This window comes from Lentzea sp. NPDC055074, assembly GCF_053608005.1.
The window spans coordinates 249354-261531 of sequence record NZ_JBSGUQ010000013.1; the positions used below are offsets into that span (position 1 = coordinate 249354).

General features: G+C 68.4%; 14 protein-coding genes. 8 read left to right on the top strand and 6 right to left on the bottom strand.

Annotated elements, in window-relative coordinates:
* Nucleotides 1–137: 137 nt before the first annotated feature.
* Nucleotides 138–311: a hypothetical protein gene (locus ACWF7A_RS28035; RefSeq protein ID WP_157512842.1), complete on the bottom strand. Its 174-nt coding sequence runs from the start codon at nt 309–311 to the stop codon at nt 138–140.
* Between the two features lie 157 nt (nt 312–468).
* Here ACWF7A_RS28035 and ACWF7A_RS28040 point away from each other — a divergent pair, with 157 nt between their 5' ends.
* Nucleotides 469–1401, top strand: a complete 933-nt coding sequence (locus ACWF7A_RS28040) for a carbohydrate kinase family protein (protein WP_452253484.1) — start codon at nt 469–471, stop codon at nt 1399–1401.
* A 7-nt stretch (nt 1402–1408) separates the two neighbouring features.
* Nucleotides 1409–2173 (top strand): class I SAM-dependent methyltransferase, encoded by a 765-nt coding sequence (locus ACWF7A_RS28045; RefSeq protein WP_452253466.1) that lies wholly within the window; start codon nt 1409–1411, stop codon nt 2171–2173.
* Nucleotides 2174–2211: 38 nt separating this feature from the next.
* Here ACWF7A_RS28045 and asnB read toward each other — a convergent pair whose 3' ends face one another.
* A complete protein-coding gene (gene asnB / locus ACWF7A_RS28050; protein ID WP_452253467.1) occupies nt 2212–4140 on the bottom strand; it encodes an asparagine synthase (glutamine-hydrolyzing) in 1929 nt (642 codons plus the stop codon).
* A gap of 191 nt (nt 4141–4331) precedes the next feature.
* Here asnB and ctaC point away from each other — a divergent pair, with 191 nt between their 5' ends.
* Both ctaC and ACWF7A_RS28060 read left to right on the top strand, forming a co-directional pair.
* Nucleotides 4332–5264, top strand: a complete 933-nt coding sequence (gene ctaC / locus ACWF7A_RS28055; protein ID WP_452253468.1) for an aa3-type cytochrome oxidase subunit II — start codon at nt 4332–4334, stop codon at nt 5262–5264.
* A 14-nt stretch (nt 5265–5278) separates the two neighbouring features.
* Nucleotides 5279–5695: a cytochrome c oxidase subunit 4 gene (locus ACWF7A_RS28060; RefSeq protein ID WP_093599944.1), complete on the top strand. Its 417-nt coding sequence runs from the start codon at nt 5279–5281 to the stop codon at nt 5693–5695.
* 135 nt (nt 5696–5830) lie between these two features.
* Here ACWF7A_RS28060 and ACWF7A_RS28065 read toward each other — a convergent pair whose 3' ends face one another.
* From ACWF7A_RS28065 to ACWF7A_RS28080, 4 genes are all read right to left on the bottom strand, one after another.
* Nucleotides 5831–6523, bottom strand: a complete 693-nt coding sequence (locus ACWF7A_RS28065; protein ID WP_452253469.1) for a lysophospholipid acyltransferase family protein — start codon at nt 6521–6523, stop codon at nt 5831–5833.
* A 145-nt stretch (nt 6524–6668) separates the two neighbouring features.
* A complete protein-coding gene (gene trpD, locus ACWF7A_RS28070) occupies nt 6669–7709 on the bottom strand; it encodes an anthranilate phosphoribosyltransferase (RefSeq protein WP_452253470.1) in 1041 nt (346 codons plus the stop codon).
* Nucleotides 7710–7714: 5 nt separating this feature from the next.
* Nucleotides 7715–8125, bottom strand: a complete 411-nt coding sequence (locus ACWF7A_RS28075) for a hypothetical protein (protein ID WP_452253471.1) — start codon at nt 8123–8125, stop codon at nt 7715–7717.
* A gap of 65 nt (nt 8126–8190) precedes the next feature.
* A complete protein-coding gene (locus ACWF7A_RS28080) occupies nt 8191–8592 on the bottom strand; it encodes a hypothetical protein (RefSeq protein ID WP_452253472.1) in 402 nt (133 codons plus the stop codon).
* Nucleotides 8593–8685: 93 nt separating this feature from the next.
* On the opposite strand from ACWF7A_RS28080, the gene ctaE reads away from it, so the two are divergent.
* The 4 genes from ctaE to qcrB all read left to right on the top strand — a co-directional run.
* Nucleotides 8686–9294: an aa3-type cytochrome oxidase subunit III gene (ctaE, locus tag ACWF7A_RS28085; RefSeq protein WP_452253473.1), complete on the top strand. Its 609-nt coding sequence runs from the start codon at nt 8686–8688 to the stop codon at nt 9292–9294.
* Nucleotides 9295–9346: 52 nt separating this feature from the next.
* Nucleotides 9347–10159, top strand: a complete 813-nt coding sequence (gene qcrC / locus ACWF7A_RS28090) for a cytochrome bc1 complex diheme cytochrome c subunit (RefSeq protein ID WP_452253474.1) — start codon at nt 9347–9349, stop codon at nt 10157–10159.
* A complete protein-coding gene (gene qcrA, locus ACWF7A_RS28095; protein ID WP_452253475.1) occupies nt 10156–11286 on the top strand; it encodes a cytochrome bc1 complex Rieske iron-sulfur subunit in 1131 nt (376 codons plus the stop codon). The genes qcrC and qcrA overlap by 4 nt, the downstream gene beginning before the upstream one ends.
* A partial coding sequence (gene qcrB / locus ACWF7A_RS28100) for a cytochrome bc1 complex cytochrome b subunit (protein ID WP_452253476.1) occupies nt 11283–12178 on the top strand: 896 nt, incomplete at its 3' end. The genes qcrA and qcrB, both read left to right, overlap by 4 nt.

The following is a 12178-nucleotide window of genomic DNA, read 5'->3' on the forward strand; positions in this document are numbered from 1 at the left end:
GCCCGCGCCCGCCCCCCCCTCCCTTCCCCCCCCCGCGGGCGCCGCCGCGCCCCCCCGCCGCCGCCCCCCCCCGCCTCTCCGCGTGTGGACCGGAAGTTCTGCCAGGTAAGACCCGGACCGACTGGGAAGCCGGAGCGCTAGACGCCGTACTCGGCGAGGCCTTCGACCTGGTGGGCGCACCGCTCGTCGACCTGCCACGGCGCGGCCGCGCGCGGGGCGGGGAGGGGGTGCTCGGGGTGGGTCAGAGCGAAGGGGAGCTGCGCGCAGTCCTCGATCAGTTCACTCATCGTGGTCGCCTCTGGGATCGTCACTTTCTGACCGTATGACGGCGGTCTGACCTGCGGTAGCCCTACCAAACAGTAGTCTTCACAGCGGTACTCGTCCGGGTGAGTTGTCACGTAGCGCAACAAGAAAAGAGGAGCCGACGTGCCCCTAGCCGTGTGCGGCAGCATCGCGACCGACCATCTGATGCACTTTCCGGGCCGATTCGCGGACCAGCTGGTCGCGGAGCGTCTCGACCGTGTGTCACTGAGCTTCCTGGTCGACGACCTCGTGGTCCGCCGCGGCGGGATCGGCGCGAACATCGCGTTCGGCCTTGGTGTGCTCGGAGTGCGGCCGGTGCTCGTCGGTGCCGTCGGCAAGGACTTCGACGACTACCGCTCCTGGCTCGAGCGGCACGGCGTCGACACGTCCGGCGTGTACGTGTCCGACGTCGCGCACACCGCGCGGTTCGTCTGCACGACCGACGACGACATGTGCCAGATCGCGTCCTTCTACGCGGGTGCGATGGCCGAGTCGCGCAACATCGAGCTCGCGCCCATCGCGGGTCGCGTCGAGAACCTCGAGCTCGTCGTCATCAGCCCGGACGACCCCGCGGCCATGCTCCGGCACGCCGACGAGTGCCGTCAGCGCGGCTACAAGTTCGCCGTCGACCCGTCGCAGCAGCTCGCCCGCATGGACGGCGAGCAGGCGCGCGCGTTCATCGAGGGCGCCGAGTACCTCTTCAGCAACGACTACGAGTGGGAACTGCTGCTGCAGAAGACCGGCTGGACCGAGGCCGACGTCCTCGCCCGCGTCGGCAAGCGCGTCACCACGCTCGGCGCCAAGGGCGTCGAGATCGTCGACCGCCACGGCTTCTCGCTGCACGTGCCCGCCGTCCCCGAGGTCGCGAAGACCGACCCGACCGGTGTCGGCGACGGCTTCCGCGCGGGCTTCCTCGCCGGCATCACGGCGGGCCTGAGCATCGAACGCGCTGCTCAGCTCGGCTCGTTCATCGCGGTCGAGGTCCTCGAGACCGTCGGCACGCAGGAGTGGGTGCTCGAGCGCGAGCCGGCGCTCGCTCGCATTCGTGGCGCGTTTGGTGCGGAAGCCGCTGAGGAGATCGCTCCCGTCCTGCCATGATCGGACAATGGGGACGTACCTGTTCGGCGACTCCGCCGAGTCGCTCGATCCGAAGTTCGACGCGCTGAGCTCACTGCTCGACGCGGGCACGTTCGTCCGCGTCGAGCAGCTGGGCGTCTCGGACGGCTGGCGCTGCCTCGAGGTCGGGGGTGGCGGCGGATCGGTCGCCACCTGGCTCGCCGACGTCGTCGCCCCGTCCGGCCACGTGACCGTCACCGACATCGACGTCACCAGGCTCGAGGAACGCGACAACGTCACCGTCCTCGAGCACGACGTGGTGTCCAACATCCTGCCGGGCAACGCCTTCGACCTCGTCCACGCCCGCCTGGTGCTCTTCTACCTCCCCGCCCGCGAGCTCGTGCTGCGCAAGCTGCGCGACTCGCTGCGGCCCGGCGGCTGGCTCGTGCTCGAGGAGTTCGACTGCCTGCCGCTCGAAGTCCTCGCCGCGGCACCCGACGACGCGAAGCTGATCATGCGGGTGAAGAACGCCCTGCTGACGTTGCTCGACCAGGCCGGCGCCGAACTGGCGTGGGGTGCGCGGATCGAGAGGGCGCTGCTCGACGCGGGCCTGCACGACGTCAGCGGCTCGCGTGAGGTACAGGAGTGGGAGGGCGGTTCCGCGGGCTGCCGCCTGCTCGCCACGACCGCGCGCCTGGTGCGCTCGAAGCTCCCTCTCACCGACGACGAGTTCGACCGCTACCTGGAACTCATGGCGTCGCCCGAAACCGTCGTCAGCTCGTACGCGATCTGCAGCGCGCAAGGCCGTCGTTGACGCGAAAGGGCCCCTCCGGAGAGGGGCCCTCACGATCGCTAGAGCTTGACCGGGTAGTGCGGTTCCGGCACCACCGGCTGGATGCGGCTCTCGACGAAGATGCCGTGCCAGATCATGAACACCAGCAGCGCCCAGATGCGGCGGCTGTGGTCGAGCACGCCCGAGCGGTGCTCCTCGATCAGGCGCAGCACCGCGGTCTTGTCGATGTACTGGTCGGTCTGCGACGAACGCACGATGCCGACGGCCCAGTCGTGCATCTCGTCCTTGAGCCAGTGCCGGATCGGCACCGGGAAGCCGAGCTTGCGGCGGTTCAGCACGTGCGCCGGCACGATGTCGCGGATCGCCTTGCGCAGCGCGAACTTCGTCGTGTCCTTCGTGATCTTCAACTCACTCGGGATCTGCGACGCGATCTTGAAGACCTCGGGGTCGAGGAACGGGACGCGCAGCTCCAGCGAGTTCGCCATGGTCATCTTGTCGGCCTTGACCAGGATGTCCCCGCGCAGCCACGTGAACAGGTCGACGTGCTGCATGCGCGTCACCGGGTCCCACGCCTGCGACTCGCGGTACGGCTGGGCCGTCGCGTCCATGTGGGACACCGCCGGGTCGTACGTCTTCAGCACCTGGCGCAGGTGGTCGTCGAGGAAGATGCGCGCGTTGCCGTAGTAGCGCTCTTCCAGCGTCAGGGCGCCACGACGCAGCAGGTCCTTGCCGCGCACGCCGTGCGGGATCTTCGTCGAGACCTTGCCCATCGCCTTGCGCAGCGCGCCCGGCACCTTCTCGAACCCCGCCAGCGACAACGGTTCGCGGTAGATCGTGTACCCGCCGAACAGCTCGTCCGCGCCCTCACCGGACAGCACGACCTTCACGTGCTGACGCGCCTCACGGGCGATGAACCACAACGGCACCAGCGCCGGGTCGGCCACCGGGTCGTCGAGGTACCAGGTGATCAGCGGCAGCGAGTCCATCATCTCCTGCGCGCTGACCGTGCGGACCACGTGCTTCACGCCGATCAGCGCGGCGGACTCCGCGGCCACGTCGACCTCGGAGAACCCCTGGCGCTCGAACCCCGTCGTGAACGTGATCAGGTCCGGGTTGTGCTCCTTCGCGAGCGCCGCGACGACCGTCGAGTCGATGCCGCCGGACAGGAACGAGCCGACCGTCACGTCCGCGCGCATGTGCTTGGCCACCGAGTCGCGCAGCGCGGCGGTGATCTCGTCGTACAGCGCGTTCGCCTCGGCCTCGCTGCGGACCGTGCGGACCTTGAACTCGGCCGGGAAGTACCGCTCGAACCTCGGCGACTCACCGGGTACCAGCGTGAACGAGTGTCCCGACTCGACGCGGTGGATCGAGTCGTGCAGCGACGCGGGCTCCGGCACGTACTGCAGCGTCAGGTAGTGCTGCAGCCCCTTGACGTTCATCTTCGGCGCGATGCCGATCGAGGACGCGATCTCCAGGAGGATCTTCTTCTCGCTGGAGAACGCGACGCCGCTCTGACCCTGCGCCCAGTACAGCGGCTTGATGCCGAACGGGTCGCGGCCGCCGAACAGGACCTCGCGCTCGGCGTCCCAGATGATGAAGGCGAACATGCCGCGCAGCTTCGTGATCGCCGCGGGCCCGTAGTAGTGGTACGCCGCGACGATCGTCTCGGTGTCACCGTCGGTGTGGAAGACCGCGCCGTGCTTCTCGGTGAGCTCGGCCCGCAGCTCCAGGTAGTTGTAGATCTCGCCGTTGAAGTTGATCGTGTACCGGCTCGGCGACTCCGCCGGACCCCAGGTCAACGGCTGGTGGGAGTGCTCGATGTCGATGATCGCGAGCCGGTTGAAGCCGAAGACGACCTCGTCGACGCGCCTGGTGCCGCTCTCGTCCGGCCCGCGGTGCCGCATGCAGCGCAGCGCCGCCTCCACGGCCGGGCGGGCGTTCTCGGCCTCGGTCTCGCTGGGGCATACAAGTCCTGCCAGGCCGCACAAGGCTCTCGCACCTCTCAAAACACGAAGGGGAAGACCACGGGGAAGTCCCCAGTATGCCGAAGGGCCTGTGTGTGACCGAAACTGCACCGCAGCGGCGGTGCCCCCAAGGGGTGAGCGCGGGTGCGCTGGGCTACGCTCCCGCTTGATCCGTTGGCATGGCCAGTAGTTGTGAACGAGGAGGCGGGCGAGCAGTGGGCCTGAAGGAGGGCACCAGGGCATCCCGGCTGGCGAAGACCGCTGGGCTGGTAGGCCTGGTCGGTATCGGGGCCACCGGTTGCTCCACGGACGAGGTGCTGCGCTTCGGATGGCCGCAGGCCGTCACGCCGCAGGCCGAGAAGATGCGCGAGCTCTGGACCTGGTCCGTGGTCGCCGCGCTCGTCGTCGGCGTCATCGTGTGGGGCCTGATCCTGTGGTCTGTGGTGTTCCACCGCAAGAAGTCGGAGGAGCTGCCGCGTCAGACGGCGTACAACCTCCCGCTGGAGATCGTGCTCATCGTCGTGCCGACGGTGATCGTGGCGGTGTTGTTCTACTTCACCGCCGTGACGCAGAACTACGTCACCGACAAGTCGGGCAAGCCCGACGTGAACGTCGACGTGATCGCGTTCCAGTGGAACTGGGAGTTCCAGTACCCCGACCACAAGACCGAAGAGGGCAACGTCGTCAGCACGGTCGGCACCTCGGGCGAGGTCCCGGTCATGGTGCTGCCGGCCGGCAAGCGCATCCAGTTCACGCTGCGCTCGACGGACGTCATCCACTCGTTCTTCGTGCCGGAGTTCCACTTCAAGCGGGACGTCTTCCCGATGCCGGAGAAGAACAACCAGGACAACGTCTTCCAGATCGACCAGATCGACCGTCCCGGGGCGTTCGTCGGCCGTTGTGCCGAGCTCTGCGGCTCGTACCACGCGGTGATGAACTTCGAGGTCCGGGCGCTCGAGGAAGCCGACTTCGAGAAGTACATCGAGCTGCGCAAGCAGGTCAACGAGAAGACGGGCAAGCCGTACACCACGGCCGAGGCCCTCTCTCAGGTGAACTGTGACAAGTGGTGCTCACCGCTGGCCACGACGACGACCCCGTTCAACACCGACCGGACGGCCCGCGAGGCCTCCGGCGCGGGCCAGAAGTAGGGACACGCCCCGCGATGAAGATCGAAGCTCGCGTATTCGACCTGGTGATGGCCTTCTCGTTCCTGATGGCCGTCGTCTACGGCTACTGGACGCACCTGGCGACCGGCCACGTCGAGCCCACCGGCACGGTGGCGCTCGCGCTGACCGGCGGCCTGGCCCTCATCACCGGCACCTACTTCCGGTTCGTCGCCCGCCGCATCGAGGTGCGGCCGGAGGACAACCCCGACGCCGAGGTGTCCGACGGCGCCGGTGAGCTGGGCTTCTTCAGCCCGGGCTCGTACTGGCCGGTCGGTCTCGCCGCCGCGGCGGCGACCACGGGTGTCGCGGTGGCGTTCTGGCACGTCTGGCTGCTGGTGATCGCCATCGTCCTGGTGCTGATCATGGTCGGCGGCCTGGTGTTCGAGTACCACACCGGTCCGAACCACGACTGATTTCGACAGTGCACGGCAGAGGCCCCCTCCCCGCGGAGGGGGCCTCTGCCGTTTCCCGTGAGACACATCGCACAGCGCGCGAAAAGGCCCTCCCCACCGTCAGGCGGGGAGGGCCTTTTCGCGCGCTGGCCTGTGTTACGCGGCCGCGGTCGCCGGGGCCTTCTCCGGCGTCTTCTGGTACGCGTCGACGTACTCCTGGCCGCTCAGGTCCAGGATGCGGTAGATGATCTCGTCGGTGACGCTGCGCAGCACCGGCAGCGACTCCTGCATGCCGTCGTAGCGGCTGAAGTCGAGCGGCTCACCGAACCGGACCGTCACCGGGACGATCTTCGGGAACCTGCTGCCGACCGGCTGCACCTTGTCCGTGCCGATGATGCCGACCGGGATGACCGGGGCACCGGACTCCAGGGCCATGCGCGCCACGCCCGTGCGGCCGCGGTGCAGCATGCCGTCGAGCGAGCGCGTGCCCTCGGGGTAGATCGCGAACGCGTCCCCGCGCGCCAGGATCTCGGCCGCCGTGTCGAGCGCGGCGCGGGCGTCACGGCCCTTGCCGCGGTGCACCGGCACGTGGCCGAGCGAGGAGAAGAACCGGCGCGACAGCGAGCCCTTCAGGCCGGTGCCCGTGAAGTACTCCGCCTTCGCCAGGAACGAGACGCGGCGCGGCACGACCATCGGGATGACGACGCTGTCGATGAAGCTGAGGTGGTTGGCCGCCAGGATGACGGGGCCGTCGGTGGGGATGTTCTCCAGACCGTCCACCACCGGGCGGTAGACAAGACGGGCTGCGCGCGCGACGACGTGCTTCATCACTGGGTAGAGGAGGGCCATGTCACCAAGCATTCCAGGTGAGGATTGCCGCCGGGTTACCACGTGAGCCGCATCTCGGGCCCATCACTCGCTCGGACTACGCCGATGCGGCGGTCGTGCGAGCAGGGTCACGCGCCGGCGACGACGCGTGACCGCAGAGCCTTTCTCAGCCCTTCAGGGCCTGTGAGAGCTCCACCCAGCGGCTCAACAGAGCTGCCGCCTTGCCCGAGTCGATCGCGTCGGCCGCGCGGCTCAGCGAGGCCGTCAGGTCGGCGTGCAGGTCGTCGGAGAACCCTCCGTGCGCCGCGATGGCGCCCGCCGCGTTCACGAGCACCGCGTCCCGCACCGAGCCCGTCCGCCCGGCCACGAGGTCGCGGACGACCTGGGCGTTGACCGACGAGTCGCCGCCCTTCAGGTCCTCCTCGCGCGCGGGTTTCACACCCAGCACCACCGGGTCGATGGTCTCCGTGCGCACCACGCCGTCCTGCGCGATCCACGCCGACGTCGTCGTGGTCGTGGTGATCTCGTCGAGGCCGTCGTCGCCCCGCACCACCAGCGCGGTGTTGCGGCGCCGCGCGAACACGCCGGCGATCAGCGGTGCCGCCGCCGCCCGCGCGCAGCCGATCAGGCCGACGGTGGGCTGGGCCGGGTTCGTCAGCGGGCCGAGCAGGTTGAACGACGTCGGGATGCCGATCTCGCGCCGCACCGGGCCCGCGTGCCGGAAGCCGGGGTGGAACACCGGCGCGAAGCAGAACCCGATGCCCAGCTCGCGGACCGTCTGCTGCACACCGGAGGCGGGCAGGTCGATCGCGACGCCCAGCGCCTCCAGCACGTCCGCCGTGCCGCACTGCGACGACGCCGCCCGGTTGCCGTGCTTGACCACGGGCACACCCGCGGCGGCCGTGATGATCGCGGCCATCGTCGAAATGTTCACCGAACCGGAATGATCGCCGCCGGTGCCCACGATGTCGGTCGCCCGCACGTCCACCGTGAACCGGTTCGCGTGCTCGAGCATCATCGTCGCGAGGCCGTCGACCTCCTCCGGCGTCTCACCCTTGGCGCGCAACGCGACGACGAACGCCGCGATCTGCGCCGACGTCGCCTCGCCCGACATCACCTGGTCCATGCCCCAGGCGGTGTCGTCCGCGGTCAGGTCGACGCCGTCGATCAGCCGGTTGAGCAGCGAGGGCCAGGTGCGCTGGCTCATGGCGCTCAGCCCTTGACGACGGGAACAGCCGAGCCCCGCAGCACCTCGGCCACGGTCTCGGCGGCGGCCAGCGGGTCGAGCGGGTGCACCAGCACCGCGTCCGCCTGCGACCAGGTCGCGAGCCACCTGTCGTCCTTGCGGCGCACCGCGACGACGATCGGCGGGCAGTTCGTGATCTCGTCCTTGAGCTGGCGGGACAGGCCCATGCCGCCCGTCGGCTGCGCCTCGCCGTCGAGGATCAGCAGGTCGACCGTGCCGGCGTCCGCCTCGTAGAGGACGTCCGCGATCGTCGCCGCCTCGACGTACTCGACGCGCCCGAGGTCCGGCGCGGGGCGGCGGCCGACCGCAGTGATGATCGTCTCACGCACCTCGGGCCGGTGGCTGAACACCAGGATCTTCGTGGTCTGCGTGCTCATCTCTCGATCCTCCGCTGCGACTGCCCGACTGCGGCCACCAGAAAGTGACCAAGGTCGCCGTGATGCTATCGGGCCGGTTCGTGCGCCTTCTGCAGGGCGTCCCACCCCAAAGCGTCGCCACCGAGCCGTTGCGCCAGCGAGGCCATCCGCGACCGCTCCTGGGCGCAGTGCAACGCGTCCAGCTTCTGCACGCGACTGATATGCGATATGTCACCGGCGACGAGCACCCAGCCGTCCGGCGTTAGAAGCTCTCGCGCGCGTTCTACCTGTTCAGCGGGTATGCGGACGTGGTGCCGGAGCACCGCGAGGTCGTCCGCGCGCCACCGCGGGGACCGGGCCAGGGCGGCCGAATCGGCCTCCGCGGCGTCGAACGCCTCGACCACCACCACGAGGTCCGGGTCGTCGATCGACAGCGACGGCTCGGCCTGTCGGTGCAGCATGTCCCGCAATCGGCTCAGCAAGCCCATTCGTTGATCTCCTCGCGATCACCCTGCATGTGACCCAGCCGACCCATGATCTGCCCAGGACCCGATGGGCGGACGGAAATAGCGCAGGCAATAATGCTGCTCGTGACCACGGCAGCGCCTTCAATCGGCCAGCGCGTGCACTCGCTGAACCGCCCGAACATGGTCAGCGTCGGCACGATCGTCTGGCTGTCCAGCGAGCTCATGTTCTTCGCTGGCCTCTTCGCCATGTTCTTCACGGTGAAGGCCCAGAACGAGGGACCTTGGCCCCCGCCTCCCACCCATCTGAACGTCCCCTACGCGGCGGTCTTCACGATCATCCTGGTCGCGTCGTCCTTCACGTGCCAGTGGGGCGTGTTCGCGGCGGAGCGGGGAGACGTCTTCGGTCTGCGTCGCTGGTACATCGTGACGCTGATCATGGGTGCGATCTTCGTGGGCGGGCAGGCAGGCGAGTACATCGAGCTGGTCGAGAACGGCACCACGATCCCGTCCTCGGCTTACGGCACGGTCTTCTACCTCACGACGGGCTTCCACGGCCTGCACGTCATCGGTGGTCTGATCGCGTTCGTCTATTTGCTGATCAGGACCAAGCTCAGCAAGTTCACGCCCGCGCAGGCCACGTCCGCGATCGTCGTGTCGTACTACTGGCACTTCGTCGACGTCGTGTGGATCGGGCTTTTCGCCATCATCTACATCGTGCCCTGACCTGCTCCCCAGCCACGAGCTCCCGAACTGACAGCAAGGGTTGCCGCACACCATGACCACCACGACGAAACGCCCCCGCGGCGCCCGCACCAAGCTGCGCCGCCGGGTCGCCGGACTGCTCGCGCTGGGTTTCGCCCTGCTGAGCGCCGGCATGCTGTTCGCCGCCTTCGCGCCCCAGGCGCAGACCGCCCAGGCGCAGCAGCAGGACGCCCTGGTCCGCCAGGGCGAGCAGATCTACCTGAACACCTGCGCGGGCTGCCACGGCAAGTCCCTCGAAGGTGTCAAGGACCGCGGGCCGAGCCTGATCGGCGTCGGCGACGCCGCGGTCTACTTCCAGACTTCCTCCGGCCGCATGCCCATGGCGCGGCAGGAGGCGCAGGCCATCCGCAAGCCCGCGAAGCTCTCGCCCGAGGAGATCAACGCACTGAGCGCCTACATCACGGCGAACGGTGGCGAGGGTCCGAAGATGCCCACCGAGTCCGGTGAGGCCCTGCGCGGCGAGAACCCGGCACGCGGTGGCGAGCTCTTCCGCCTCAACTGCTCCAGCTGCCACAACTTCACGGGCCGCGGTGGCGCCCTGTCGTCCGGCAAGTTCGCGCCGGCTCTCGACGGCGTGACCGAGGAGCAGATCTACACGGCGATGCTGACCGGCCCGCAGAACATGCCGAAGTTCGGCGAGCGCCAGCTCACGCCCGAAGAGAAGAAAGACATCATCGCGTACGTCAAGTCGGTCACCGACGGAAACAACAACTCCGGCGGTAACCCCCTGGGCGGGTTCGGTCCCGTCTCCGAGGGTTTGATCGCGTTCATCGTGGGCATCGCCGCGCTCATCGGCGTGACCCTCTGGATCGGAGCCAAGGCATGAGCGGCGACAAGCCGATCGAGCTGCCCAGCGAGGCAGAGCTCGCGGAGATGAGCCGGGACGACCTCGTCAAGCTCGGCACGAAGATGGACGGCGTCGAGCTCGTCCACTACGAGGAGAAGTTCCCGGTCCCCGGCACCCGTGCCGAGCGGCGGGCGCAGCGCACGGTCGCGCTGTGGTTCATGATCTCCGCGGTGTCGGGCCTCGCCTTCCTCGGCGTGTTCCTGTTCTGGCCGTGGCAGTACGAGTCCCCGTCGAACGAGCAGGGCCACCTGCTGCACATGCTCTACAACCCGCTGATCGGCCTGTTCCTGGGCCTGTCGGTGGTGGGCCTGGGCGTGGGCGCGCTGCTCTACACCAAGAAGTTCATCCCGGACGAGCTCGCGGTGCAGCAGCGCCACGACGGCCCGTCGACGGCTGTCGACCGCGCCACGCTCGTCGCGGAGCTCGCCGACGCGGGTGAGCGCAGCGGCATCGCCCGCCGCAGCCTGATCAAGCGCACCGCGGGCCTCGGCGCCGGCGTGCTGGGCCTCGGCGTGGCGGCTGTCCCGCTGGGCGCGCTGATGAAGAACCCGCACTCGGACAGCGAGACCAAGGCCTCGCTGTGGCACACCGGCTGGAAGCCGGAGAAGCCGGGCGAGAAGGTCTACCTCCGCCGTCACACCGGCAACTTCCACGAGGTCTCCCTGGTGCGTCCCGAGGACGTCGAGCCGGGTGGCTTCGAGACGGTGTTCCCGTTCCGGGAGTCCGAGCGCGACGACGAGCACGCCCTGATCGCGGCCCTCAAGCGGGCCGACGCCCCGGTCATGCTCATCCGCCTGCGCCCGAACCAGGCGGTCACCAAGCGGGCGGGCCAGGAAGACTTCAACTACGGTGACCTGTACGCGTACTCGAAGATCTGCACGCACCTGGGTTGCCCGACGTCGCTGTTCGAGCAGCAGACCGGTCTGCTGCTCTGCCCCTGTCACCAGTCGCAGTTCGACGTCTTCGAATACGCCAAGCCGCGGTTCGGCCCGGCGACCCGTCCTCTTCCGCAGCTTCCGATCACTGTGGACGAAGAGGGATACTTGGTAGCCCGCAGTGACTTCATCGAGGCTGTGGGTCCGGCGTTCTGGGAGCGGAAGTCATGAGTGCCATCACCACGCCGACGAAGCCGGCCAACGCGGCCGCGCGCGTCGCAGGGGCGGCGGCCAACGCTGCCGACGAGCGGTACCACGCGGCCTCTGGCCTGCGCAAACAGCTGAACAAGGTCTTTCCGACGCACTGGTCGTTCCTGCTCGGTGAGATCGCGCTGTACAGCTTCATCGTGTTGTTGCTGTCGGGTACGTACCTGGCGTTGTTCTTCGACCCGTCGATGACCGAGGTCACCTACAACGGTGCGTTCGAGAACCTGCGTGGCATCGAGATGTCGCGGGCGTTCGCGTCCACGCTCGACATCTCGTTCGAGACGCGGGGTGGTCTGTTCGTCCGGCAGGTGCACCACTGGGCGGCGTTGCTGTTCATGGCCGCGATCGTCGTGCACATGTTCCGGATCTTCTTCACCGGCGCGTTCCGCAAGCCGCGTGAGATCAACTGGGTCATCGGCATCGTGCTGTTCATGCTCGGCGCGATCGAGGGCTTCCTGGGCTACTCGCTGCCCGACGACCTGCTCTCGGGCACGGGCCTGCGGGTCATGGCGGCGCTGCTGATCTCGTTCCCGGTCATCGGCACGTGGCTGAACTGGCTGATGTTCGGCGGGGAGTTCCCCGGCACGGACATCATCCCGATGCTCTACACCGCGCACATCCTGATCATCCCGGCGATCATCCTGGGTCTGATCGCGGCGCACCTGGCGCTGGTCTGGTATCAGAAGCACACGCAGTTCCCGGGCGTGGGCCGCAAGGAGACCAACGTCGTCGGTGTCCGCATCATGCCGGTGTTCGCGGCCAAGGGCGGTGGCTTCTTCGCCATCGTCGTCGGTGTCATCGCGATCATGGGTGGCGTGTTCCAGATCAACCCGATCTGGAACTTCGGCCCGTACAA

What these genes read in the sequence shown, in the direction of transcription:
- ACWF7A_RS28075 (WP_452253471.1), bottom strand. Translation starts at nt 8,125, where the DNA reads ATGAGCACGCAGACCACGAAGATCCTGGTGTTCAGCCACCGGCCCGAG.
- ACWF7A_RS28040 (WP_452253484.1), top strand. Translation starts at nt 469, where the DNA reads ATGCACTTTCCGGGCCGATTCGCGGACCAGCTGGTCGCGGAGCGTCTC.
- trpD (WP_452253470.1), bottom strand. Translation starts at nt 7,709, where the DNA reads ATGAGCCAGCGCACCTGGCCCTCGCTGCTCAACCGGCTGATCGACGGC.
- ctaE (WP_452253473.1), top strand. Translation starts at nt 8,686, where the DNA reads ATGCTGCTCGTGACCACGGCAGCGCCTTCAATCGGCCAGCGCGTGCAC.
- qcrA (WP_452253475.1), top strand. Translation starts at nt 10,156, where the DNA reads ATGAGCGGCGACAAGCCGATCGAGCTGCCCAGCGAGGCAGAGCTCGCG.
- qcrC (WP_452253474.1), top strand. Translation starts at nt 9,347, where the DNA reads ATGACCACCACGACGAAACGCCCCCGCGGCGCCCGCACCAAGCTGCGC.
- ACWF7A_RS28045 (WP_452253466.1), top strand. Translation starts at nt 1,409, where the DNA reads ATGGGGACGTACCTGTTCGGCGACTCCGCCGAGTCGCTCGATCCGAAG.
- ACWF7A_RS28060 (WP_093599944.1), top strand. Translation starts at nt 5,279, where the DNA reads ATGAAGATCGAAGCTCGCGTATTCGACCTGGTGATGGCCTTCTCGTTC.
- ACWF7A_RS28065 (WP_452253469.1), bottom strand. Translation starts at nt 6,523, where the DNA reads ATGGCCCTCCTCTACCCAGTGATGAAGCACGTCGTCGCGCGCGCAGCC.
- ACWF7A_RS28080 (WP_452253472.1), bottom strand. Translation starts at nt 8,592, where the DNA reads ATGGGCTTGCTGAGCCGATTGCGGGACATGCTGCACCGACAGGCCGAG.